At 54.5% G+C, this 22,701-nt stretch carries 20 protein-coding genes, 3 tRNA genes and 1 pseudogene; 18 read left to right on the forward strand and 6 right to left on the reverse strand.

Annotated elements, in window-relative coordinates:
* The first annotated feature begins 1,491 nt into the window (after positions 1-1,491).
* Positions 1,492-2,139 (forward strand): hypothetical protein, encoded by a 648-nt coding sequence (locus tag KK925_RS02665; RefSeq protein WP_214096234.1) that lies wholly within the window; start codon positions 1,492-1,494, stop codon positions 2,137-2,139.
* Between the two features lie 688 nt (positions 2,140-2,827).
* Positions 2,828-3,034: a hypothetical protein gene (locus KK925_RS02670; protein WP_174582853.1), complete on the forward strand. Its 207-nt coding sequence runs from the start codon at positions 2,828-2,830 to the stop codon at positions 3,032-3,034.
* 58 nt (positions 3,035-3,092) lie between these two features.
* Here the strand turns inward: KK925_RS02670 and KK925_RS02675 are convergent, their stop codons facing one another.
* From KK925_RS02675 to KK925_RS02690, 4 genes and pseudogenes are all read right to left on the reverse strand, one after another.
* On the reverse strand, positions 3,093-3,269 hold the full coding sequence (locus KK925_RS02675; protein ID WP_174582854.1) for a hypothetical protein: 177 nt from the start codon (positions 3,267-3,269) through the stop codon (positions 3,093-3,095).
* Between the two features lie 169 nt (positions 3,270-3,438).
* Positions 3,439-3,543 (reverse strand): annotated as a pseudogene (locus tag KK925_RS11380) (restriction endonuclease); the annotation flags it as partial.
* Positions 3,544-3,919: 376 nt separating this feature from the next.
* On the reverse strand, positions 3,920-4,222 hold the full coding sequence (locus KK925_RS02685; RefSeq protein ID WP_174582856.1) for a hypothetical protein: 303 nt from the start codon (positions 4,220-4,222) through the stop codon (positions 3,920-3,922).
* Positions 4,223-4,753: 531 nt separating this feature from the next.
* Positions 4,754-4,827: transfer RNA gene (locus KK925_RS02690), tRNA-Arg, on the reverse strand.
* Between the two features lie 2,104 nt (positions 4,828-6,931).
* On the opposite strand from KK925_RS02690, the gene KK925_RS02695 reads away from it, so the two are divergent.
* The 5 genes from KK925_RS02695 (at position 6,932) to ispD (ending at position 12,374) form a co-directional block, all read left to right on the forward strand.
* Positions 6,932-8,515, forward strand: coding sequence for a phosphoenolpyruvate carboxykinase (ATP) (locus KK925_RS02695; RefSeq protein ID WP_174582857.1), 1,584 nt, complete (start codon positions 6,932-6,934; stop codon positions 8,513-8,515).
* A 766-nt stretch (positions 8,516-9,281) separates the two neighbouring features.
* Entirely contained in the window at positions 9,282-10,067 is a 786-nt protein-coding gene (locus KK925_RS02700) for an MlaE family ABC transporter permease (protein WP_236027822.1), read from the forward strand.
* Between the two features lie 11 nt (positions 10,068-10,078).
* The gene (locus KK925_RS02705) at positions 10,079-10,822 is read left to right on the forward strand and encodes an ABC transporter ATP-binding protein (RefSeq protein WP_174582858.1); all 744 of its coding nucleotides are present in this window, start codon (positions 10,079-10,081) and stop codon (positions 10,820-10,822) included.
* A 2-nt stretch (positions 10,823-10,824) separates the two neighbouring features.
* The gene (locus KK925_RS02710; RefSeq protein ID WP_174582859.1) at positions 10,825-11,619 is read left to right on the forward strand and encodes an MlaD family protein; all 795 of its coding nucleotides are present in this window, start codon (positions 10,825-10,827) and stop codon (positions 11,617-11,619) included.
* A 59-nt stretch (positions 11,620-11,678) separates the two neighbouring features.
* The gene (ispD, locus tag KK925_RS02715; RefSeq protein WP_214096235.1) at positions 11,679-12,374 is read left to right on the forward strand and encodes a 2-C-methyl-D-erythritol 4-phosphate cytidylyltransferase; all 696 of its coding nucleotides are present in this window, start codon (positions 11,679-11,681) and stop codon (positions 12,372-12,374) included.
* Between the two features lie 33 nt (positions 12,375-12,407).
* Here the strand turns inward: ispD and rpmG are convergent, their stop codons facing one another.
* Positions 12,408-12,578, reverse strand: a complete 171-nt coding sequence (gene rpmG, locus KK925_RS02720; protein ID WP_174582860.1) for a 50S ribosomal protein L33 — start codon at positions 12,576-12,578, stop codon at positions 12,408-12,410.
* Positions 12,579-12,619: 41 nt separating this feature from the next.
* Here rpmG and KK925_RS02725 point away from each other — a divergent pair, with 41 nt between their 5' ends.
* A complete protein-coding gene (locus tag KK925_RS02725; protein ID WP_174582861.1) occupies positions 12,620-13,591 on the forward strand; it encodes a CHAD domain-containing protein in 972 nt (323 codons plus the stop codon).
* A 50-nt stretch (positions 13,592-13,641) separates the two neighbouring features.
* On the opposite strand, the gene KK925_RS02730 is transcribed toward KK925_RS02725, so the two are convergent.
* Positions 13,642-14,886 carry an exo-beta-N-acetylmuramidase NamZ family protein gene (locus tag KK925_RS02730; protein WP_174582862.1) on the reverse strand — a complete coding sequence of 415 codons (1,245 nt, stop codon included), beginning with the start codon at positions 14,884-14,886 and terminating at the stop codon, positions 13,642-13,644.
* Positions 14,887-15,399: 513 nt separating this feature from the next.
* Here KK925_RS02730 and KK925_RS02735 point away from each other — a divergent pair.
* The 10 genes from KK925_RS02735 (at position 15,400) to nusG (ending at position 22,646) form a co-directional block, all read left to right on the forward strand.
* Positions 15,400-16,830, forward strand: a complete 1,431-nt coding sequence (locus KK925_RS02735; RefSeq protein WP_174582863.1) for a class II fumarate hydratase — start codon at positions 15,400-15,402, stop codon at positions 16,828-16,830.
* The gene (locus tag KK925_RS02740) at positions 16,803-17,486 is read left to right on the forward strand and encodes a thioredoxin family protein (protein ID WP_214096236.1); all 684 of its coding nucleotides are present in this window, start codon (positions 16,803-16,805) and stop codon (positions 17,484-17,486) included. Before KK925_RS02735 ends, KK925_RS02740 begins: the two co-directional genes overlap by 28 nt.
* Before the next feature lie 33 nt (positions 17,487-17,519).
* Positions 17,520-18,029, forward strand: coding sequence for an adenylyltransferase/cytidyltransferase family protein (locus KK925_RS02745; RefSeq protein ID WP_174582864.1), 510 nt, complete (start codon positions 17,520-17,522; stop codon positions 18,027-18,029).
* Between the two features lie 24 nt (positions 18,030-18,053).
* On the forward strand, positions 18,054-18,650 hold the full coding sequence (gene purN / locus KK925_RS02750; RefSeq protein ID WP_174582865.1) for a phosphoribosylglycinamide formyltransferase: 597 nt from the start codon (positions 18,054-18,056) through the stop codon (positions 18,648-18,650).
* Complete coding sequence (gene xseA / locus KK925_RS02755) at positions 18,629-19,987, forward strand: exodeoxyribonuclease VII large subunit (RefSeq protein WP_174582866.1); 1,359 nt, start codon at positions 18,629-18,631, stop codon at positions 19,985-19,987. Before purN ends, xseA begins: the two co-directional genes overlap by 22 nt.
* 188 nt (positions 19,988-20,175) lie before the next feature.
* Positions 20,176-20,248, forward strand: a tRNA-Thr gene (locus KK925_RS02760).
* Between the two features lie 63 nt (positions 20,249-20,311).
* A complete protein-coding gene (gene tuf, locus KK925_RS02765; protein ID WP_174582867.1) occupies positions 20,312-21,496 on the forward strand; it encodes an elongation factor Tu in 1,185 nt (394 codons plus the stop codon).
* A 26-nt stretch (positions 21,497-21,522) separates the two neighbouring features.
* Positions 21,523-21,594: transfer RNA gene (locus KK925_RS02770), tRNA-Trp, on the forward strand.
* Positions 21,595-21,605: 11 nt separating this feature from the next.
* Positions 21,606-21,917, forward strand: a complete 312-nt coding sequence (locus KK925_RS02775; protein ID WP_236027823.1) for a preprotein translocase subunit SecE — start codon at positions 21,606-21,608, stop codon at positions 21,915-21,917.
* A gap of 93 nt (positions 21,918-22,010) precedes the next feature.
* Entirely contained in the window at positions 22,011-22,646 is a 636-nt protein-coding gene (gene nusG, locus KK925_RS02780) for a transcription termination/antitermination protein NusG (protein ID WP_174582882.1), read from the forward strand.
* Positions 22,647-22,701: the final 55 nt, after the last annotated feature.

Below are 22,701 nucleotides of genomic sequence, written 5' to 3' on the forward strand. Positions count from 1 at the left end.
CTTTGGAACGTAAGAAGCCCGTAGGGCGACGGTCGCGTACAGGTTGCGCAAAAATCGACCGGAGCCCCGTTTCCATGAAGTCTTTGAGCGCGAACGGATCACGTTTTTGCTCGATCCACCGTATTCGTCGTTTTGGCGGCTGGCTCGAAGTCGCATTGCTTGGCAGAAGTTTGTGACTGAACGACCCTCTTTTGCCTGCCCCCCAATTTCCCCGTTTTATGTCAAAATGTATGAATTCATTTGTTTTTGGCACGTTCCGAAAAACCCTCATGGCTTCTGGGCAGTAGGGCCGAAAACGTTACCGGCACACAAAAAAGGAGCCTTACCCTACATTGTCCATTACGGATCCCGCCGAAAGGCGGCGAGGGCTGCTCGGACGCGGTGTCCGCTTGCTTGAGAAGACTTCGGACTTTGGGCCCGGCGGGCGGGGTAGGTAGTGCCGATGGGACAGAAGGAACTGCCCTTAGAGGTTGGCCACCAAGGAAGTTCTATGCGGATGCGAGCGAAAAATCCAGAGGCGAAGGCTTGGTTGCGGACTGGACGCCCGTTTCCTTGGGCCAGGAGGGCGGAAGCATGTTGCTTAGGCAATCCCTTTGTCTCAGCCTCATTGTAGGGGGATCCTAGCTTCTTTTTTGGGAATCCTTCTTCGGAGGAGAGGCGGAGTCTTTGCGGCGGTTGCGGAACAAACCGATGGGGCCAGCGAACGTGGAAAGGGAAGGCTTGTGGAAAACGCTCGAGCGAACCCCACTGAAGAGGAAATTGCAACACGCGAAGTATCTTTTTCGCATTGGTGTCGCTTTGCTGGGACTGCCATACTCCCCGCGACGAACGGGGAGAGCCGGTGCCCGATAAATGGCACTAAGCGGACGTTGTCCCTGGGTGACTGTCGAAAACGCAAGGCGCCTCGCGCGGAATGCCCGGCGATTTCGGGGTTGCCAAAGGAGGTGGGGCCAGGCGGACATGGTCCATTTTTGGGGACCGGGATGACACCGGCCGGTAACTATGCGCGGCCGTCGATGCTTCGGTGTCGGTTGAACCATGCGGATGCGCTGGTCGTTACGCTCTATTTGTAAGGGCTTAGGAGCACGGAGCGATCTCCGCACGCTTCTCCCTTCGGAGGTTCGCGATTGGGAGGAGGAAACCCCGTCGATCGTTGGTTCCTAAAGGCATGGAGGTGCGAGGCTGGCTGGGTCCGAAGAGGGCGTAGCAATGATATCCACCTTCCCGAAGGGACGCGGGCCTGCCGCCCATGTGTCGCAGGCAACTGAAGTGGCCGGTGCGGTAGCCGTAAAAAGGTCGTTACCGGCGGATGGCGCTGTTTTCGCCCATTTCGACGCCTTTTCCTAGAGCCTACGACCGCTGCCGTCGCCTTCCTGCAGAGGGCTCCTTTCCATGGAGCGCAAGGCGGCTATTCATTTTTGCCAAATGTCGTCGAGAGGCCGCAACTGGCGTGTGTAAAGGGAGCTATGCTCCACAAGCAGTCCTGCGATGATGAAAAGACACTTTCATCTATCCTGCCAAGTAGCGCCGTTTCGGAACGCGGCTAACAACGTGCTCAATAAGGGCGATGGAGCCACAACTTTTCTCTTTCCCCACCCTCGAGATCCAGTAGCCTTTGGGAGAGGGGCCTTAGGATTGGGCTTGGAGACGCTGGCGGGAAAAGTTATCGTGAACCTTGAGACATTGTTCCCAACGCTACTGCCGAAAGCGGTTGCGTGGGCGGAGAGAGTGGCCGCGGATGCAGCAGCCAAGGGGCGTCCTCTTTCAGAATGCGAGCTTCAGATTGCGAGCATGGTCGGAGTTCGCTGTCCTGAGCGGATCCGCCTTTGCGTTTTGCCTCAACTTCCTGTCCCGGAGGATCCTCAGCTTGCAGAAGCGGCTCAGCAACTGGGATTGCCTCACCCCAACATGAGGGGCTTGACTTTGGGCTATTCCATCCTGGTGCGTGAGGGACACTTGTCGACCAGGCTTTTGTCGCACGAGTGTCGGCACGTTTACCAGTACGAGCAGGCTGGAGGCATTGCTAGCTTCTTGCCGCAGTACCTCCAATCGGTCCTTCGCGATGGCTATTATAACTCATCTTTCGAGAAAGACGCCCGGGCTCACGAAATGGAGAATGCGTGCCCGCAATTGCAGTGAAAACTTTTTCCCTGCGTGTGAGATTTCTGCTCGCCTTGACGGTAGGAGAATGACCAAACACTCCACTAAAGAGATCTCCAAAATCGTTCACCACCTCTGGATGCTACGCTAAATCTTGCTCACACCCACGGGTGCTCTTTGGCAGGGTCCCTTTCGCAGATCTCCACCAATCTTAACACATTGCTTTGGTGGCTCGACCCGCTGTCGGTCTTTCCTCTCTCGTCTCGGTACGCCATGTTCGGTAGGACGTAAAAAGTCTATTGCGTTCTAGCAAGTTCCTTTCTCCCTCAAAACCAAAGAAATGAGGAAAGAGGGTGGCAGGTAATGGGGTAATCACCTTTTGTTTATTCCCAGGCAAAGTGGTCTTTATCGACTCGCTTAAAGTCCTTCACACCATGCGATCGGACTCCCAGAGGTCGCTCCAGCATTAGATCAGCTAACCGTTTGCCGTAAAGAAAGATTACACCTTGAGGTCGATGCAAACGAAGTCTACCGCTTGAGCCGAGAATGTCGATGTTGTCACGAACGCCCCCTTGCTTCCACCAAGACCTACCCGATCTTCTGCACCATTTTGAGGATTCTTTCGGCGTATGAAGGACTTATGCAAAATCCTGTAGGACGTACCATGCAAAGACAATGTGAATAACTTTTATGTGCATGAGCATTATGTTCTTGCCATATTGTAGGCATGTACGTGCAGGAGGTAGGGACCTGCCAGAGGGGCAAAGTCTACCGATCCGTTCTTGTCCGGGAGTCGTATCGGGTGGGCAAGCAGGTCAAGACGAGGATCCTGTGCAATCTGACCCGAATGCCGGTGGAGGTCCAGCTACCAAGCCCCTACAAACGCTTGCATCTTCGGGTCGCCCCACGCACCAACCTCGCCTGTAGTGTTTAGTTTGGACATCGACGCGATCAAGACCAAGCGGATGCTGGTTCACAACACTATCAACCCCTCATCGGCGCTTCTCCCAAGTGTTGTTGCCCCGGAGCGATGTGATCGTCTGTAACCGATTACAACCAAATAGATCGACAATGTGGTTTTCAAGAAATGCGGGGTTAGTCGAAACAATACGATCAAGAAGCTCGGCTCGAAGCCCTGCTTGAGCCGCCGCGTAATCCGTCTCCACCATCTTTTGCGGCGTTAGAGCGCGCTAGGCCGTCGACAACGCTAATGGCGTAAGTTCTTGGGCTTGCTTATTGGAGTAAAATTCAGGAAAAGCTGGGACAGTCAGGAGAAAAGCTTGATCAAGCCGTGCGGGTGGGTTCAAACCAAGTGTTTTGCCTGACAGGAGTTATAACTCACCGCCTTCGGTCGCGGGTTTCAATAAAAGCAGCCTTCGTTAGATAGAATTTCGCCCAGTGTAAACGGGTGGAGAGAAGACGCTGGCTCCTACTAGGCAAAAGCTCCTCGCGTTTCCCTTAGCTCAAGCCCAAATCGGGCACCAATCTTTGGTTTTCGGCTCACGGAACAAAAGGGTCTGGCCTTTGGCGGCAATTTCAACTAACGGGGAGGATCAACGATGGGTAATCCGGTATTCTTTCTCCCCCTTGTGGAGCGAGGGGCTAGCTTGCCTTGAAGGTTGTCCACTCCTCCATTGCCAGCTCCCCAAAAAAATAGGATTGCAGGGTATCCTTATACGTTCTATGCGAAAAGCCTGTCGCGTGAGGGGACTGGGGCGTATAGGAGCTTCTGACAACGTGTCATCCGCTTCTAGGCTGGGGTGAGGATCGGAGGTGGAGCACATTTCTCCACAGCTTCTACCGTGGGCTCCTTTATGCCTTATGGGGGTGAATCTTCTGCCCTATTCTTCGTCCTGGCTATCCTGAAAACCGCACCACCCGATCGATCGACGAGAATGGGAACGGTACGGTTCTCCGGTAAAGCAGACAGAGTCGCCCCAACCTGGCCCTTGACTGCTCCACCAATCGGGTCTTCGTACAGGTACACCGATTTGTCTCCAATCTGGCCAGTGTAGGATCGTGTGACTGGGTCCCGGTAGAGGGAGGCCGATTCTCCCCTGTCCGTACGAAGGATTGCCGTCCATTTGTCGATGATGTCCAGCCAGTACGATAGTATTTTCATTTTTTGCCCCCGATTGACAGTGTGTTGATCGTATTACTTGTACAACGTGACAGAAAAACGCGGCCTTGTCAAAGCCCCGATTGACACGATGTTGACCCGAGCCGGCGAGCCATCACAAGAGGAATCGCTTTCTAAGCCTCTGTCGGGTAGGGAAGGAGAGACAACCAAAACGTCACCCGTCACCCCTAGCGCGAGTTCCGGTGGGTGGTGGGCGGGTCAAGCCTCTAAATTCCCCTTTGTACCGTGGTACGCTAGCCCTCTTGGCGTCCTACGGTTCCACATTCCCAAAAAAAACCCCAAACATCCGGCTCCATTGGTAGCTTCCTGCCAGTCTTGCCCACACCGTGCAAGACAGCACCCCCACCGCACCAAACCCAAGGGGAAGCCATCCTCGCCGCTTGCTTTATTCTCCCTTCATTGCCACTTTTGATACGCACCTGCTCGCGTTTTTTACGTATTCATCGTGACTCATCGCCTCAAGGGATCAAGTTATCCCTTTGTCCCGTAGGAACTTAGATCTTTTTCTCTGGGTACGCCCGGGGAGATTCGAACTCCCGACCCGCGGATTAGAAATCCGCTGCTCTAACCATCTGAGCTACGGGCGCAAGGACAAGAGCGAGACTCTCCTTGCCGGAAGAAATCGGTCGCAGTCGTAAGGGAGAAGATGCGCCCAGAACGGAAGCCTGTAAACGTAAGATAGCCTGAAAGGGAAAATCGCTTTCTCGCCTAGGGAAATGGAAAAGCCTCGGATGGCTCGATTCGTACCCATGGGCAAGAAACAAAAACAAACCAGACCAGAACGTTTCTGCCATTGGTTCATCCGTGGCATAAGGATCGGTGTGCATGCCCCAGACGGGTCTCTACCGAAAGCCCACCACGCTACCTTTGCAGCTAAAGGTATCACAGAGAACGGCTTAAAAGAAAGTCTTTTCGGCTTTCGCAGGTTGGTAAACGAAATTTTTGACGAGGATCCCAAGCCGTTGCAGGTAGCGTTTGCAGCGAAGGATGGGCATCCGGGATCTCGAGTCTTGTTTTGCATAGAGGGAGGAGAGCCGGTTGAACCGGGAAGCTCTAAAGCACCCCAGGGCTATCGGAAGGGCCTGGGCCAAACGAGGTAAAGCTCCACGCTTATCCGCCGTCTTCCCCAAAAACCGCTCGCTTTGGCTGATCGGGCTGACTTTGGGTGAGGGAATGGGGGAGCGTGGGCTCCGGTACGTTAACGGGAGAGTAGAGTGGCCGAGGCGGAAAGATTGAGCAGGAAGGGAAAGCGCGGTGGTCCGTGCCAACAAGGTGTTGTGTCCGAATGCTTAGACGATGGAGCAAAGTGGCTAGTCCGGTCAAAGCTGGGAGTCAGGTCGGGGTGGCGCGCCAGCAGGCCTCCAGACCCATAGAAACACTTTGGGGTACGCCGGCACTAGAAGAAGGTCAGTACTGATGGAAACTTGCAGGAGGAACGTACCCAGCAAGAGGGACAGATCCGAAGGTGGGAGATTCTAAAGACCAACCTCTTATAGCGCAGAGTTTCTTTTGGAAGAGCTTTGAGCCACGACAGGCGATTGGGCGGGGAGCCGCTAGAGGCAGCCTTCGGCCCGCCAAAGAGCTCTTGGAAAGTGCACCCGCTCGATCTTGGTGGCCTGGACCCGATTACGAAATCCCATCTGGATCTCTTTCGTAGCCCACTACCTCACTGCCTGCCTCCGAGCCGAGTGGATTCTTTCAAGGCTTCTCCGGAAGGGTTCCAAAGATGGTTTGCCGCCGCCTGGGTATCCACCTAGCCGGGCTCATCTCCAAGCGCAACCCCCTTCGCCCCGGAGTAACTGAAATACTCAAGGAACGAAAGAAAGTTGTTAAAGGAGCTAGGCCTCCTTCCTCTATTTTCCAACGCGCCCGAGTGCATCAGGCTAGGTCGGATGAAAACCTGACTGATTTTATTGCCCTTTCTTGCTTTTGAATACTTGGAAGCCTAGCTAGCCTTGGACACCTGCCAGGCTCATGGCAAGCTGCATGCGAGGGAAGAGCTTTCCCAAGCTCAACTCTGGAAGGGGATAGATGTTCATGGCAAAGCTTACCTGCACAATGGGTCAAGCGGAAGCCCATAGGGGTCGGGCGCAGGATGGATACCTGCTTGGCAACAACGCTCATTTTTTTTGACTGTAAAAGGGTCCCGTTCCCCACTATCCTGCGACTCCATCGTTCCGATCCGGTGGGTTTGTGCAAAGCGGAAGTGCCTTTTGTGGTAAGCTGCTAGATGAACAAAACGGGCCGGCGGGTAACGTCAACCGATGTAACGTTTATATTTTGCAACTGAGTGATTGGAGTTTTTGTGAGTATGACTGACAGTCTAACGGGCCTACTTTTCCAGGTGGTGACAGTCAGGCAATGAAAACCTCCTCTAAGAAAAGCGAATGGGTCTGGGAAAAGTTCGCGCTTTTGGCGCTGAAACACTCTCGGTTTTTTCGAGTTTCACAATTTTTTATTTCGGCTAAGAAAAAAATGCTTTGAATGATGGCAATTCTTGGCGAAGATCGGAAAAGCAGCGCGGAGTTCCGTGGGGGTTGGAAAAGGAGGCGACAGCGGATGTAAGGGAGCGACCGGTGGGTAATGGGAGGGATGGAGTCTCAAAATGGTTTCACCCGAAAGAATAGCCGAACGAGAATCTTGAAAAGTCGGAGAACTGGCATGGGATTCTGGCGGATCGACTGAGGCACGATGCAACTGGAAGTACTTGGTCTTAAAGATCTCAGTGTGGTCTACGCGAATCTTTCGGCTCCAGCTCTTTGTGAGGACGCAATCCGGCGCCAGGAAGGACGATTAACTTCGTCGGGAGCGTTTGTGTTTTATACGGGGAAACGCACAGGGCGAAGTCCTAAGGATCGATTTTTCGTACTCGAGCCTGAATCGGAGAAAGAAATTGCCTGGGGGAAGTGGAACCAGCCTGTAGAAGAGAAGGTGTTTGAGGCCGTTTGGAATCGGGCATGTGTGTATCTTAAAGGCAAGGAAGTTTACGTCCAAGAGCTTTCGGTGGGGTCTGAGGGATTATATCGTTTACCAGTTTGTATCATTACAGAAAGGGCGGTTCATTCATGGTTTGCTCGGATCATGTTTCGAAAAGAGCCGGTAGAAAACGAAAGTGTATTCAAAGATTCTCCGTATGTGGTTTTGCATGTTCCTGGGTTAGAGCTCGATCCTGCAAAGGATGCGACAAGGTCCGAGGCTTTCATTGGTATTCACCTGGGGAAAAGGAGAGTTCTGATTGCCGGTACGGGTTATTCGGGAGAAATGAAAAAGTCAGTTTTTAGTGTAATGAATTACTTGTTGCCTCAAAAGGATGTTCTTTCGATGCATTGCGCCGCTAACTGTGGGGATTCGGGTCAGGATGCAGCGCTATTTTTTGGCCTTTCTGGGACGGGCAAGACGAGTTTATCAGCTGATTCATCCCGATGGTTGGTTGGAGACGATGAACACGGATGGGGAAAGACGGGGATTTTTAACCTTGAGGGAGGATGTTACGCGAAGCTCCTTGGGCTTTCAGAGAAGCGAGAGCCCGAGATTTTCCGGGCCGTTCAGCGATTTGGTGCCCTGTTGGAAAATGTAACGATGGAACCGCAGGATCGGATCGTCTCTTTTGAGGATGCTTCCCTCACGGAAAACACTAGGGGAAGTTATCCCCTGGAGTTTTTTGGGAGGGTGGCCAACGGGGCCAAAGCAGGGCATGCGAAGCATATCTTTTTTCTTTCCTGTGACGCGTTTGGGGTTCTTCCTCCGGTTGCCAAGTTGGAACCCCTGCAGGCCCTTTACTATTTTTTGACGGGATACACCGCCAACGTTGGGCAGACGGAAGTCGAGCTTCGCGAACCGAAAGCCGTCTTTAGTCCCTGTTTTGGTGCTCCCTTTATGCCGCTGGCCCCTTATCGATACGCCGAACTTCTCCAACGGTGGATACAGCAGCAGCGAGTGAGGGTTTGGCTAGTGAATACGGGCTGGGTTACTGGCCCAGTCGGAACCGGTTACCGGATTCCGATTGAGCACACGCGAAGCCTTGTAGCGCGGATTTTGGACGGAACGTTGGAGCAAGTTCCGATGGAGCGGTGTCGCACTTTTGGCTGGGAGTTGCCAACCCGTTGTCCAGGGGTTCCGGATGCACTTCTCAACCCAAGGAGGAGTTGGCCGGACCCCTTGCGCTATCGGGAGAAGGTTCAAGAGCTTGTCCATTTATTCCATAGGTTTGTAGATGACGGAGGAGTGGACATGCCCTCGGCAATCCGAAAGGCGGGTCCTGTCACCGGGGAATAAGAGAAGGCAAAAACTGCGTCTGTGAGTGGCGAGCGCCTTTCCGAGAGGTTCCGTTCCGAGCTTCTAGGGAGAGAAAGTGTATCGGGGTGTTCCCGAGTTTGACGAGGCTTCCCTACTGGGCACCGGGGGGCGAAGGGGTGGGAGCAACGACATTCAAAGGGGTGGGACCGTTGGGCGTTACCCTGGATAGTTTCCTGCAAGACGAAAAAGGGAGAAAACGGCACGCTTCCTGGCGATTGCGCTGGAGTGGCTCGACCCGCCGGAAGCTATTCCCGCAAAAAAGCGTGCTCGGGACTTCTTAGAGAATCGGGTTCAAAAAGCCGTTTCGCGCAAAGATGCACTCGCTAGGCTCGCGAAACGAGAGGAAACAAGTTTGCCACGGCATGCCGGTGCAGGGATCCCTTGGCTTGCTCCTGCTCCGGGTGTTGGTGTGGGCGAAATGGTTCGAAACGTGCAAACAAGCGCTTGACTCGTTTGGCTTCCGGCTAGCCTTACTCCGTAAGCCAAGTGGAACGAATAGGGTGGGAGGCGACGCTTTGGCCTTTTGCTCTCATGACAAGAGAGGAAGTTTTCTCTGGTTATTCGGAAAACAAGGCGAGAAACCATGGCTACCCGGGGGGAGGGTTTGGGTTTTCTTCCCTCGTGTTAGCCAGGGGCAAAAGATGGCTTCGGAAGAGGCTAGGAAAAAACATTCGCTAGGAGTTTCCTGTTTGAAGGGGAGTAGAATACGTTTTCTTTGTTCAAAAGCACGGCATAAGAAGAATCCATGATGAGATTTTTGCGTCGTCTGGGAGCCCGTTTTCTCTCCTTGCTGAGAAGTGGGGGTCAGATTGGGTTTCTTTTTCTCGACGTGTTGCGTTGTATCGTCCGGTACGGCGTGCGCTGGCGCATTTTGGGTCACCAGCTTCTCGTGATCGGGGCGCGCTCCCAACCCATTGTGCTCATCACAGGGGCTTTTACTGGCGCTGTCTTTGCTGCCCAAACCCAGTTCCATTTCAGCAAGCTTGGCATTAGCTCGGGCACAGGCCCGGTCGTTTCCTTGGCCATGCTCCGGGAACTGGGGCCAGTCTTATGTGCTCTAATGGTTTCGGGACGGGTGGGCTCGGCGATGGCTGCGGAGATTTCCACCATGAAGATCACCGAACAAATTGACGCTCTGCGCGCGCTTGCAGTTTACCCGACGGACTATCTTGTCGTTCCTCGTTTTCTGGGGATGCTGATCTCCATGCCGATTTTGGTCGCTTTAACCAGCGGGGTTGGAATTCTCTGTGGATACCTGGTGGCCGTGCCGTTGTTAGGGGTAGAGGGGGTCTATTATTGGAATCACACTCTGCGATATACGGAGCTGCAAGACGTATGGATGGGGGAAATTAAAGCGCTTTTTTTTGGTCTCATTATCGCTCTCATGAGTTGTCACCGGGGTCTTCAAGCTATGGGAGGGGCCGAGGGAGTGGGAAGAGCCACCACGGAGGCAATGGTTTTTTCTTCTCTCGCAGTTCTTATTTCTAATTTCTTTTTTAGCTTCTTAATGAATATTTTGTTTTCGTACTAGCGAGGTTATCCATGGTGCGACTCATCGGCGTGAGGAAATCCTTCGGACGCCAGCCCGTGCTGCGGGGAGTCGACCTGGAAGTGGAGGCTGGGGAACGACTGGTCATTATTGGGCGTAGTGGCGGGGGAAAAAGCGTACTTCTCAAGCTCATTCTAGGGCTAATAAAACCGGACGCGGGGCAAATTTGGCACGGGGAGACGGAAATCTCGATCCTTTCGGAGGAAAGGCTCATGCCCTTGCGAAAAACGATGGGGATGGTTTTTCAAAACGGCGCGCTCTTTGATTCGATGACCGTGGGAGAAAATGTGGCCTTTCCGTTGCAGGAACATACCCGGTTGCCTCGAGCTGAGATCTGGCGGATGGTACGGGAGGCCCTCGAGCAAGTTGGGCTAGCAGGACAGGAGCACAAAATGCCTGAGGAACTAAGCGGGGGAATGCGAAAACGAGCCGCGCTAGCGCGGGCGATTATCGCTCGTCCCCAACTCATTCTTTATGACGAGCCCACGGCAGGCTTGGATCCGATCGCGGCCGACAGCATCGACCGGCTCATTTGTTGCCTCAATCGAAAGTATGGAATGACTTCCATTGTGGTCACGCACGATATCCCGAGTGCCTTTCGGATTGGGGATCGGATTGCGTTCTTATATGAGGGGACGATTCGCTGTGTTTTGCCGCCCGAGAAAATTCGATCCCATCCGGACCCGGAGCTACGCCGTTTCATCGAAGGGATTTCGGAGGAAGAGGAGCTTGGCTAACTATGGTAGGAAGTAATGTTCCCCGCCAGGAGCTCTTGGAGATTCGGGTGGGAGCTTTTCTTTTGGCCGGTCTTTTAGTGGTGGGGTGTCTGGTCGTAGCCTTTGGGCGTTTTGGCGAGCGGTTTGAGCCCACGTACACGATCACGGTCGAGTTTCCCAATGCGTACGGGCTTTTGAAAGGGGCTCCGGTCACTTTTGCCGGGGCTCCTGTGGGGCGGGTGGCTTCGGCACCTCGACAGATCAACGAAGGAAGGGCCGTAGAAGTTGACCTTAGGATCTATTCCCGGGCCAAGATTCGAAAGGATGCCGAGTTTCGAATTGTAGAGGTGGGCATGCTGGGGGATCGCGCCGTGGAGGTGACGCCTAAGGGTGACCAGGCTCCTTTTCTCCAGAACGGGGACCGGGTTCAGGGAGTTGCCTCTGCGCGGGTGTCAGATCTTGCAGCCAGTGCCAAGCCAGTCATTCAAAATCTCGAAGCCAGTTCACAAGAGATCCGGGAACTGTTGCTCAAGGTGAATGAGAAGCTTCTGACGGACGATACGACCCGTGATCTTAAGGAAACCCTGCGGCACCTTCGTTCTGCTACCGCCCGGCTCGATACAATTCTTGCGCAGGCCCAGCGAGGGAAGGGGTCTTTGGGCCGGCTGCTGAATGATCCAAGGCTGGCAGAGGACTTAAGCGCCTTTGTTTACAACTTGCGAAAACGCGGAATCCTTTTTTATACGGATGTTGCGGGAAGAGAAGCGGAAAAGAAAAAGGACTCTAACCCATCGTTGCAATTTCGTAAAGGACACTGATTTTAGAAAAAGGGGGTGTGTCGCTGGAGAAAACTTTGGCAGCCTGGGAAGGAAATACTGTGCCAAGGAACGTTGTTGACGCCATCCTCGTAGCGGCAGGGCAAAGCCGGAGGATGGGGTTTGACAAGCTCTTTACCCCGAGGAAAGGGAAAACTCTCCTGGAGATCTGCTTGCGTCGTGTCCTATCCTTTTCTGCGCTGGGGCGGTTGGCGCTCGTCATTCCCGCCGAGCGGTTTTCCCAAGCAGCCGCACTTGCGTCCCGGCTTGGGATCGAGCAAAAGACGTGTATCGTTCCTGGAGGGCGTCGCCGGCAGGATTCGGTTTACGCGGGACTCAACGCCTTGTCGGAGGGCTCCCCATTTGTCATGGTGCATGATGCAGCTCGTCCCTTGGTGACGTGCGAGTTGATTGAGCGGGTCTGGAGAGTGGCCCTGGAGGTGGGAGCTGCAGCCTGCGGGTTGCCCAGCCGCGATACAGTGAAAGAAGCGGAAAGCGGGCAAAACTGGGTACGACGGACTTTGGATCGATCGTTGCTCTGGTTGATCCAGACCCCGCAGATCTTCCGGAGGGAAATCTTGCAAAAAGCCTACGAGGCGCTCATGAGGGACACGGTAGAAGTGACCGACGATGCGGCCGCTGTTGAGCGGGTCGGCTATCGGGTCCAGCTGGTTCCCTACGAGGGGTGGAATTTTAAAGTAACCTCCCCACCTGACTGGGAACTTGTTTGGTCTCTTTTGGAAAGAGGAGACGGGTAGGAAGATCCCCGCCGTTCTGCCTCAAAGTTTTACCTATCGAACCTCTCGATGGAGGGTATGACGCCGGAGAAAGGGATTATACTTTTTGAGTTCCAGTCTTGGCTGTTGGCCGGTTACCTTCTTTTTCGTGGTGAAGTACCTCGAGGGAGGTTTCCCCAAGGCCCGCGCCTCCGTGCATTCGAGAATCACTTGCTCCCGCGCCATAGCTGCCCTTCGACGTATAACGAAAGGAGATACTCGTCTCGATGTCAAGCAAACAAGCCAACGAGGTCAAGCTTTTGGGGGACTCTCGCGGCGAGGTGACTCCCAAGTCGCTCCTTGCTGAGCGTTGGGATGCGGGAGCAAAGCACGCGCTTTTAAGGGAAGAAAAGCGTCTGGGTCGCTTGTTCCACGATCTTCCAAAGCTTTCCGAGAGCGAGCGCGTTCATCGGCTGCGGACGGGTAGCAAACGCCTCCGAGCCTATCTCCAAATGATTCGTCCTTTCTTGCCTAAGACGGAGTATGGCCGGATCGATGCCGCTCTGAAAAAAGCTGCACGTGACCTTTCGAGCCAACGAGATGAACGGGTCATCATCCAAACGCTACGGGAAGTTCTCCCAGATTTGCCCAAACCATATCGTCCGGTTCTGGGCCGGCTTTGTGCTTCCTGGGATCGAAACGAAAGGGCACGAACCGGCAAGGATCCCTTCCTGGGGAACGGGGGATGTACATCGCTCCAAGAGCCAGAGAACGTGCTCCGTGAATGTACCGCCGTTATTCTCCGGCATCCTACGTTTCGGAGTGGTTTTCCCACAAAACTCCTTTTAGGAGTTGTAGCCACCTATCGGCGAGCCAGGAAACGCATGCGCCAAGCCGCAAAAAAAGGGGAGTCTCGGTCGTTTCATGCTTGGCGCAAGTATTGCAAGTATCTCTTTTACCAGCTCGAGCTTCTTTTGCGGTGGAGGCGGTGCCCGCGTCTTGAACGGTTGAGAAAAGAAGTTCGCTGGCTGGAGCAGACCCTGGGCAAATTGCACGATTATGTGATCCTACGGGAGAGACTCCTGGAGTGTCCTTGGCGGAGCTGTAGAAGGGCACGGAAACAATTGCAAAAACGGATCGAAGACTTGGGAGAGCGGTGCTTGGCTCGAGCACGAAAGGTTTTCCACGTTTCCTCCCAATCTTTTGGTGTCGAACTGGCTCGGGAGCTTCTGAGACCAGGTGTTCCCCCGGGTGGTTGATTCGGGCTTGGAGGGAAAAGCCGTCGAGTCCAGGATGGCGGGCGTCGCAATTACTGTTGGAGTGCCAGTTCCTTCTCGCTTTGGCCCGGGTGTTCCGGATAGAGAAGAAAACGAGCGCGCTCCTTACGAAAGGTAGCAACCCCAGGTGCCCATTTCCGAACCAGTTCCGAAGGCCGACTGTGGTGAGCTAACCATGCTCGGATCGAGCTACTCCCATACTCCTTGTACAAGAGGTTGATCTGCGAAGGCCGGCTGCGAGAAAGCACCTGGCCACATACATTGGCTTCCGAGAGGAGGTAGACGGCAAGCTCGCACAGGTTGGCCCGAGTCTTGGGATGAATCGTAAGAAAGATCGCCTTCCCTCCACGGACCGGCCGCACGGAGGCCTGAATTCTTCCCGGATCCCAGGAATTTAACTGGGCCGCTAACCGGTGGGGATCCATATGGCGGACGAGAAAATACTGGAAGGGTTCTTTCGTTCCAATCCCCACGTCAACCCCGCAAAGTTCTCCTACCAGGCCTGTAACCACGTAGTAAGCAGGGCTTCGAGGATAGGGGATGTTGGGCGAGGTCCGGATCCAACGTAAGCCCGTGTCTTCCCAGGTCATGTCCCGGGACCAACCTTCCATTGGAATGACGGAGAGCCGACACGGTGGCTGGACCCATCCCTTGGCATTGGCCATTTTTGCGATCTCTCCAGCCGTCATTCCATGGACATATGGGACAGGAACTGGGCTGACAAAAGAAGTCCACCGCGCTTCCACTAGGGGTCCTTCGACCCTTTCTCCCCCCAGCGGGTTTGGCCGATCCAGCACCACAAATTCAATCCCGTTTTCGCCCGCCGCTTTCATTGCTTCCAGCATCGTGCTTAGATAGGTGTAGCTACGGCATCCAATGTCTTGGACATCGAAGACCAGAGCATCCAACCCCCGCAGCATTTCGGAAGTCGGCCGGTTGATGCGACCGTAGAGCGAGTAGACGCGTAGGCCTGTCAGGGGGTCCCGGGTCTGCCCAACGCTTTTCCCGGCAGGAGCCGTGCCCAAAATTCCATGTTCCGGAGCAAAGAGGCAAACCAGGTGAACTCCTGGTGCCCGTTGAAGGATGACTCGAGTGGGTCGCCCTTGAGCATCGACCCCGGTTTGATTGGTGATAAGCCCGATCCGTTTGCCCCGCAGAGGCCTAAAACCGTGCTGGCGGAGGACATCAATTCCCAAAAGAACCTTCCCCCACGCCATCGTTTCGATCCCAGTCCACGCAAGCAATGCCCAAACGTAGAAGAATCGTCTCCCCTTCATGGATGCATCACTCCGGTTTCTTGGGCCCGATTTTTGCCCTTCTGCCAAAAGGGAATCAAGCCCGCCAATGAGAAGCTTTTCCAAATAGGGTTGGAGTGGAAGAGCGCTTTTGGGACACTAGCGCCTGTGCTGGAGCCAAGAAACGTGGGAGGGAGTATTGGTGGGAAAAAAGAAAAAAGAATAGCAAATGCAGTCTTGCGCTCTTGCCTCGGGAAAAAGTGGATCACCAGGCCAAAAAGGTATCCCGCAAGGAAAGCCCGATTTGCTTGCGGGAAGCTAGTCTTCTATGTCAATCCCCTAGCTCATGCAGGAGCTCTTTGGCATTGTAAAGGACTTTTTTTCTCCTTTACCACGGGGTTTGAGGAAAGATGACCCGTACAGGGAAGTTGCCTAGGGCACATTAGGGGCCAGAAGGAGCCGGAAAAAGGCCTCTTGCGAATGAGCGGGTAGTCTTTGGCTGAGGAACGGTTTTGCGCTAGCCTTGCCTGGGATCTTTAGGATAGGAGGATGGACATGACGGAAGAAGGAACGCCCATAGGATGCCGGGTAGAAAAGGACACACTTGGGCCGGTTCCAGTACCGGCGGACCGCTACTATGGCGCGCAGACAGCGAGGGCTCTCCATTTTTTTGACATTGGGGAAGAAAAAGTTCCAGCCGAATTTGTGCGGGCGCTAGGACTGGTCAAAAAAGCGGCAGCCATCGCCAACTACCGCCTAGGGCTTCTTTCGCAGCAAACGATGGAGTGGATTGTTGCGGCGGCCGAGGAGGTGCTTAAGGGCAAGCTCGATGATCACTTTCCCCTTCACATTTGGCAGAGCGGAAGCGGAACACAGACCAATATGAATTGTAATGAAGTGATCGCCAACCGGGCGATTGAACTCGCTGGTGGTGTTCTGGGCAGCAAGACTCCAGTCCATCCGAACGATCATGTGAATCTTTCCCAATCTTCCAACGATGTGATCCCGACAGCGCTCCACGTGGCTCTTGCCTGCGGTCTGGTCGAAAGACTCTTCCCCGAGCTAGAAGCGCTTGTGGGAACCTTGGAGAAACTGGGTAGCGATTTTGGGGGGATTATCAAAATTGGCCGGACTCACTTGATGGATGCCCTTCCCATTAGCTTGGGGTACGAACTCTTGGGGTATGCAGCGCAGCTACGGGTGGGTTGGAACGCGGTACGTCACGGCCTAGAAGGTCTTTACTCACTTCCCATTGGCGGGACAGCGGTAGGAACGGGTTTTAACGCTCCCCCAAAGTTTGGCCAACTGGTGGTGGAGCATCTAAGGGAGTGTACGGGCTTGCCTTTTGAGGTGGCGACCAACCGCGCATCGTTAATTGCTGGACATGAGCCTCTTTTGGTAGTCAGTTCGGCGTTTCGAACTTTGGCCGCTAGTTTGTGGAAGGTGGCCAACGATATTCGTTGGATGGCTTCCGGTCCGCGGTGCGGGTTGGCGGAAATAACGATACCAGAAAACGAACCTGGCTCTTCCATGATGCCGGGCAAAGTGAATCCTACACAGTGCGAGGCGCTTATTATGGTGGCTTTGCAGGTGATCGGAAACGACCTGACGATCGGTGTTGCGGGTGCTCAGGGAAATTTCGAATTAAACACTTGCAAGCCTCTCCTCATCCACTGCCTCCTGGGATCCTTGCGCCTTCTGGTGGATGGGTGTCGCAGTTTCCGGCTTCATTGTCTTACCGGGCTAGCCCCCAACCGGGAGAGGTTGCGCCAGTTGGTAAACCAGTCCCTCATGCTTGTGACGGCCCTGGTCCCGAAACTGGGATACGATCGCGCCGCGGAAATCGCTCTTTTGGCTCACCGGCAAGGGATCAGCCTTCGGGAGGCAGCATTGCGAACCGGCTATTTGACAGAAACGGAATTTGATGCGCTGGTGCGTCCCGAAAGGATGGTGGGTCCATGGGAATCCGAAAAGGAGAATCTCTAGATATGGAGTGCGGGCCTAGTCGTGTCCAGGTTTCCCATCGGCGCTTGTTTGGGTTCAGTCTATTGGTCATGACCCTTTTGCCGTGGCTGGCAAGCGCAAGGGGAGAAGCCCTCGTTGGAAAGCCGGCGCCCGAGTTTTCCCTCAGGGATTATCAGGGGAAAACGCACCGGCTTTCGGATTACCGGGGAAGATGGGTCGTTTTGGAGTGGATCAATGTGGAATGCCCGTTTGTGGGGAAACATTATAGAAGTGGAAACCTTCCCAGGCTTCAAAAGAAGTACCGGGCCAAAGGGGTGGTATGGCTGGCCATTTGTTCCTCGGCTCCGGGAAAGCCAGGCTACATGACACCGGTGCAGGCGGAGACGGTGTTACGGAGGATGGGCTTTGGCGGGGACGCTTACCTTCTGGATCCTGATGGAACAACCGGGAGGGCTTATGGAGCAAGGACAACGCCTCATCTTTTTCTCATTAACCCGGAGGGAAAGCTTCTCTACGCTGGTGCAATTGATGATATTGCCTCGGTCGATGTGGGGGATATTGCCCGTGCCCATAACTATATCGAGGAAGCGTTGGAGGCGGCGCTAGCGGGCCGGCCAGTTCCTCATCCGACCAGTGTGCCCTACGGGTGTTCAGTGAAATATGCGGAGCTTCCCTGATGGGAGCGCCAAAGAATAACCAGAGGAACGAGGATGAATCCTAGTGAGGGATTGGGGAGGGGTTTTTCTGCCCTATGGATTCCACTGGAAGAGGCTTCTGATTTTCGGGAACGACTGCGCGGCCAAGGGGTACGAGTGGTCGCCACCAATGGATGCTTTGATCTTTTTCATCCAGGTCATCTCCACTGTTTGGAAAGGGCTCGCACCCTCGGAGATTTTCTTTGGGTGGGGGTCAATAGCGATCGTTCGGTCCGAGAGCTGAAAGGACCCGGGCGTCCCATCTGGGGCGAAGAGACTCGCATAAGAGTTCTGCGCGCCCTTCGCGTGATTGATGCGGTCACCCTTTTTGATTCGACGACTGCGGAAGGTTTCCTTGAGGAGATCTGTCCTGAGGTTTACGTAAAAGGAGCCGATTATAACTGGGAGACTCTCAACCGCCACGAGCGAGATGTGCTTGAGCGGTTGGGTACGAAGGTGTTCTTTATTGAGCGTGTCCCCGGGTACTCGACAACCGAGCTTCTGGGGTCGCTTGATTCCGGATAGGCGTGGGGATGAAAAAGGTTTTCTATGGGACGGTACCGGCTGGCGGTCTTAGGCTCGGGAAAGGGGAGTAACTTTGTGGCGATTGCCCGGGCGATTGCGGAAGGCCGGTTAGATGCAGAGATTGCGCTTGTGGTTTCGGACCGGCCGGAGGCAGGAATTCTGGAGGAGGCGCGGCGGCGCGGGATAGCCACCTGCGTTCTTCCCCCGAGTCGGTTTCATAGCCGCTTGGATCCAGAGGTCGAGGAAGAACTTGCGAGAATGTTAAAAGAAAAAAGGGTGGATCTTGTAGTTTTGGCCGGATTTATGCGGATTCTGAAATCTCCGCTGTTAACAGCCTTCCCCAACCGGATCGTTAATATCCATCCCTCTCTTCTTCCTGCCTTCAAAGGGCGGGATGCCTGGCGCCAGGCATGGGAGGCAAAGGTGCCGGTCACCGGATGTACTGTTCACTGGGTGACGGCGGAGCTCGATGCAGGTCCGATCCTCGGGCAAAGGGAGGTCCCTGTGCTGCCAGAGGATACGCCAGAAACCCTGCATGCCCGGATTCAAGAGGCCGAGCACGAGCTTTATCCGGAAGTGCTGCAAAGGATTTTGGAACAATGGACAAGGGAGAAGACGTAAAGCTGTGGGATCTGTGGCAGGTCCCAGAGGGAGGGAGCGCGCCCGCGGAGCCTCCTCCGAGACCTTGGACTGTGAGCGAGCTCACCAAGCGAATCCGCTGGGTGCTTGAAGAAAAATTCCCGGAGGTCTGGGTGTGTGGTGAGATTTCTAACTTTCGGGCAGCGCCTTCGGGGCATGTGTATTTTACCCTCAAAGATTCCGAGGCAGTACTCTCTTGCGTTCTTTTCCGGGAAGAATCCTCTCGGATCACCTTCGCGGTGGCCGACGGGCAGGAAGTCATAGCCCGGGGTCGGGTCACGGTGTACGACGCTCGAGGCCAGTACCAGTTAGTGGTTCGTGACCTTCAACCCAGAGGCAGTGGGAGTTTGTACCAGAAGTTCGAAGCGATGAAACGAAGGCTTGCCGCAGAGGGGCTTTTTGACCTGGCCCGAAAACGCTCCTTGCCGATCTTTCCCGAGCGGATTGGGCTTGTGACTTCACTGGCAGGTGCCGTCGTGCAGGATTTTTTGCGTATCTTGCGCCGGCGGGCCCCGGGGATCCGCGTCGAGATTCGCGATGTTCGAGTCCAAGGAGCCACTGCTGCCGAAGAGATTGCGTCGGCGATCCGGGCGTTTGGAGAGGAGGGACGGGTGGATGTGGTGGTGATCGCTCGGGGGGGAGGAAGTATCGAAGACCTGTGGGCTTTTAACGAGGAAGTCGTTGCTCGGGCCTTGGCAGCCTGCCCGATTCCTACCGTTTCTGCGATAGGGCATGAGACTGACTTCACCATTGCGGATTTTGTGGCTGACCTTCGGGCTCCAACTCCCAGTGCGGCTGCGGAAATGATCTGCCGCGACTGGGCTCAATGGGAGGAAGTGATCACGGGCTACGAGCACCGGCTTCATCAATCAGTCGCCCGCCAGCTGCGGTTTTGGACGGAGAAGGTAGAGCGTTTCCGATCCCATTATGCATTCCGGGAGCCACGACAGGTGCTTGAGCGTCTTTGTCAGAGGCTCGACGAGAAGATGTGGGCTTTGACGGGTGCTGCGGAGCGAAATCTCCAGGAACGCGTGCGCCGGCTAGAGATTCTGCAGGAGCGATGGCAATGGAATCTTCCCAAGCGGAGGATGGAACAGATCCGTGAACAGCTGCAATTTCTGGGCGAAAAGCTCGCTGCTTTGGGACCACAGGGGACCCTAAAACGAGGCTACGCCCTGGTTTGGGACCTGGAGGGGCGAATTGTTCGGGAAGCGGATGCAAAGCTTTTGGGGAAGCGGGTCTTCATTGATGTTTTCCGTGGCCGGCTCAAGGCAAGGGTCGAAGAGGTAGAAGAGGGCTTGCCCATAAGATCACCCTAGCGGCTTTTTTTTGGGGAAAACGGCGAAAGCTGGACTCGTGCAGGGCTGGGATCCCTCTTGACACAAACTTGATTTTTGCTCAATTGAGGGGTTCCTTCATAGTAAAAAAAGGGATGGCACGGCCTCCGGCGACCCGCTTGTTGGGCAAGCCGGACAAGTAAAGATTGGTTGATCTATGCATATGGATCGCCCATGTAGCTCAGTTGGTAGAGCACGTCCTTGGTAAGGACGAGGTCACCGGTTCAATCCCGGTCATGGGCTGGGAGAAAGGCGATGGATCAGTCGCTGGGAATGGGTAGGAAAACCAAAGAGTAAGGAGTGTTCATGGCGAAGGAAGCGTTTGTCCGAACGAAACCCCACGTGAATGTGGGAACGATTGGTCATGTGGACCATGGAAAGACCACTTTAACGGCTGCTATTACGCAAATTTTGGCCAAAAAGGGTCTGGCGGAGCGCAAGACGTATGACCAGATTGATAACGCTCCGGAGGAACGGGAGCGTGGGATTACCATCAATACGACCCACGTGGAATACGAGACGGAACGCCGACACTATGCCCATGTGGACTGTCCGGGCCATGCGGACTACATCAAGAATATGATCACCGGAGCTGCTCAGATGGATGGAGCCATTTTGGTGGTCAGCGCCGCGGATGGCCCGATGCCTCAGACGCGGGAACATGTGCTTTTGGCGCGCCAGGTGGGGGTTCCGGCCCTGGTTGTATTTCTTAACAAAGTCGATATGGTGGATGACAAGGAGCTTTTGGACCTGGTCGAGCTTGAGGTCCGGGATCTTCTCTCCCAGTACGGGTTTCCCGGAGACAAGGTACCGGTGATTCGGGGAAGTGCCTTGAAGGCACTGGAAGGCGATCCGGAGGAGGAAAAGAACATTATGGCCCTTCTTGAGGCCATTGATAGTTACATCCCGATCCCCGAACGGCCGAAGGATATGGCCTTTCTCATGCCGATTGAGGACGTGTTCAACATCGAGGGGCGGGGCACGGTGGTTACCGGCCGGGTGGAACGAGGCACGTTGAAGAGAATGGAAGAGGTGGAAGTGGTTGGCCTGCGACCCACGATCAAAACCGTTGTTACGGATATCGAGATGTTTCGCAAAAGCTTGGACCAGGCGGAAGCTGGCGACAATGTGGGTTTGCTTTTGCGAGGCGTCAAAAAGACGGATGTGGAGCGAGGGCAGGTAGTTGCTAAACCGGGAAGCATTACCCCCCATACCCGGTTTCGGGCCCAAGTGTACGTTTTGACCAAAGAGGAGGGAGGTCGGCACACGCCTTTCTTTAGCGGGTATCGGCCCCAGTTCTACATTCGGACCACCGATGTGACGGGGACTGTGAAGCTAAAGGAAGGAGTTGAAATGGTGATGCCAGGCGACAATGTTGAATTGGAAGTGGAACTGATTAGTCCTGTCGCGTTGGAAAAGGGAATGCAGTTTGCCATCCGCGAGGGGGGAAAAACGGTCGGCGCTGGGCGGGTAACGGAGATTTTAGAATAAAAGTTGGCTCGTTAGAGAGGTTTTCTAGGGCAGTAGCTCAATGGTAGAGTAGCGGTCTCCAAAACCGTTGGTTGGGGGTTCGAGTCCCTCCTGCCCTGCAGGCGTTGCTATGGCGACTTCTCAGTCAGCTCTCTTAGATTGGATAACCTATGGGTTGCTAGCGGTTGCCGTTGGGGGAATTGGGTGGCTCCTATACCGGGATCGGAAGAAGATCCGGGTCTTTTTGGAAGAGACGTGGGTGGAGCTGAAAAAGTGTTCTTGGCCTTGGGATCCGGCCGAGAAAGGGCCCAAGAAGTTTCGTGAACTCATTGATTCGACGGTAGTTGTGGTGATTTCTTCCATTCTTCTAGCCTCGATTGTGACGAGCATTGACTTTCTTTTGGCAAAGGTGGTGGGCTTTTTGACCAGGCTCCGGGTATAAGAGAAATCTATCCCAAGGTAAGAGTGCACACTTGGGGGGGCAGGTTTCTTCCTCCCCTCGGGGCTTACTGCAGCGGGTGCAAAGGAAGGGATGATGATTGAGGTAAATGACAAGGAGAGGGCTTCGGTGGCCCAACAATCGCCGCAGGAGACCCGTTTGGGGACCGCTTCAACGACGGCGGAGCAGCAATGGTACAGTTTGCATGTTCTTTCTGGGCAGGAGGCCAAGGTAAAAAAAAGCATTGAGCAGCGTGCCAAGATTGAGGAGATGGGTGATCTCATTGGGCAGGTCGTCATCCCTGTGGAGCGCGTGTCAGAAATTCGCCGTGGGAAAAAGGTGGAGGCGGAGAGAAAACTTTTCCCCGGCTACGTCTTTGTCCAAATGAAACTCAGGGACGAAAAGAACAAGATTATTGAAAAGACGTGGTATTTTATTCGTGAAACGCCGGGAGTGATTGGTTTTGCTGACGGCGACAATCCTCTTCCAATGCCTCCTGACCAGGTTGAGGCATTGTTGCGCCAGGTGCGGGAAGGCGAAGAGAAGGTGATCCCCAAGGTGGCATTTGCGGTGGGCGATCGAGTTCGGGTTGGCGATGGACCCTTCCTAAATTCGGAAGGGGTGATTGAGGAGATCGACCCGGAGAAGGGAAAATTACGGGTTTCGGTGAGTATCTTTGGTCGTTCCACCCCGGTTGATCTTGAGTATTGGCAGGTAGAGAAAATTACTTGATTTGCGGGTAAATTCAGGCGATACTAAGTTTTTTGCTTGCTCCAACTCCAGAGCT

This window comes from Candidatus Methylacidithermus pantelleriae (assembly GCF_905250085.1).
Lineage (GTDB): Bacteria > Verrucomicrobiota > Verrucomicrobiia > Methylacidiphilales > Methylacidiphilaceae > Methylacidithermus > Methylacidithermus pantelleriae.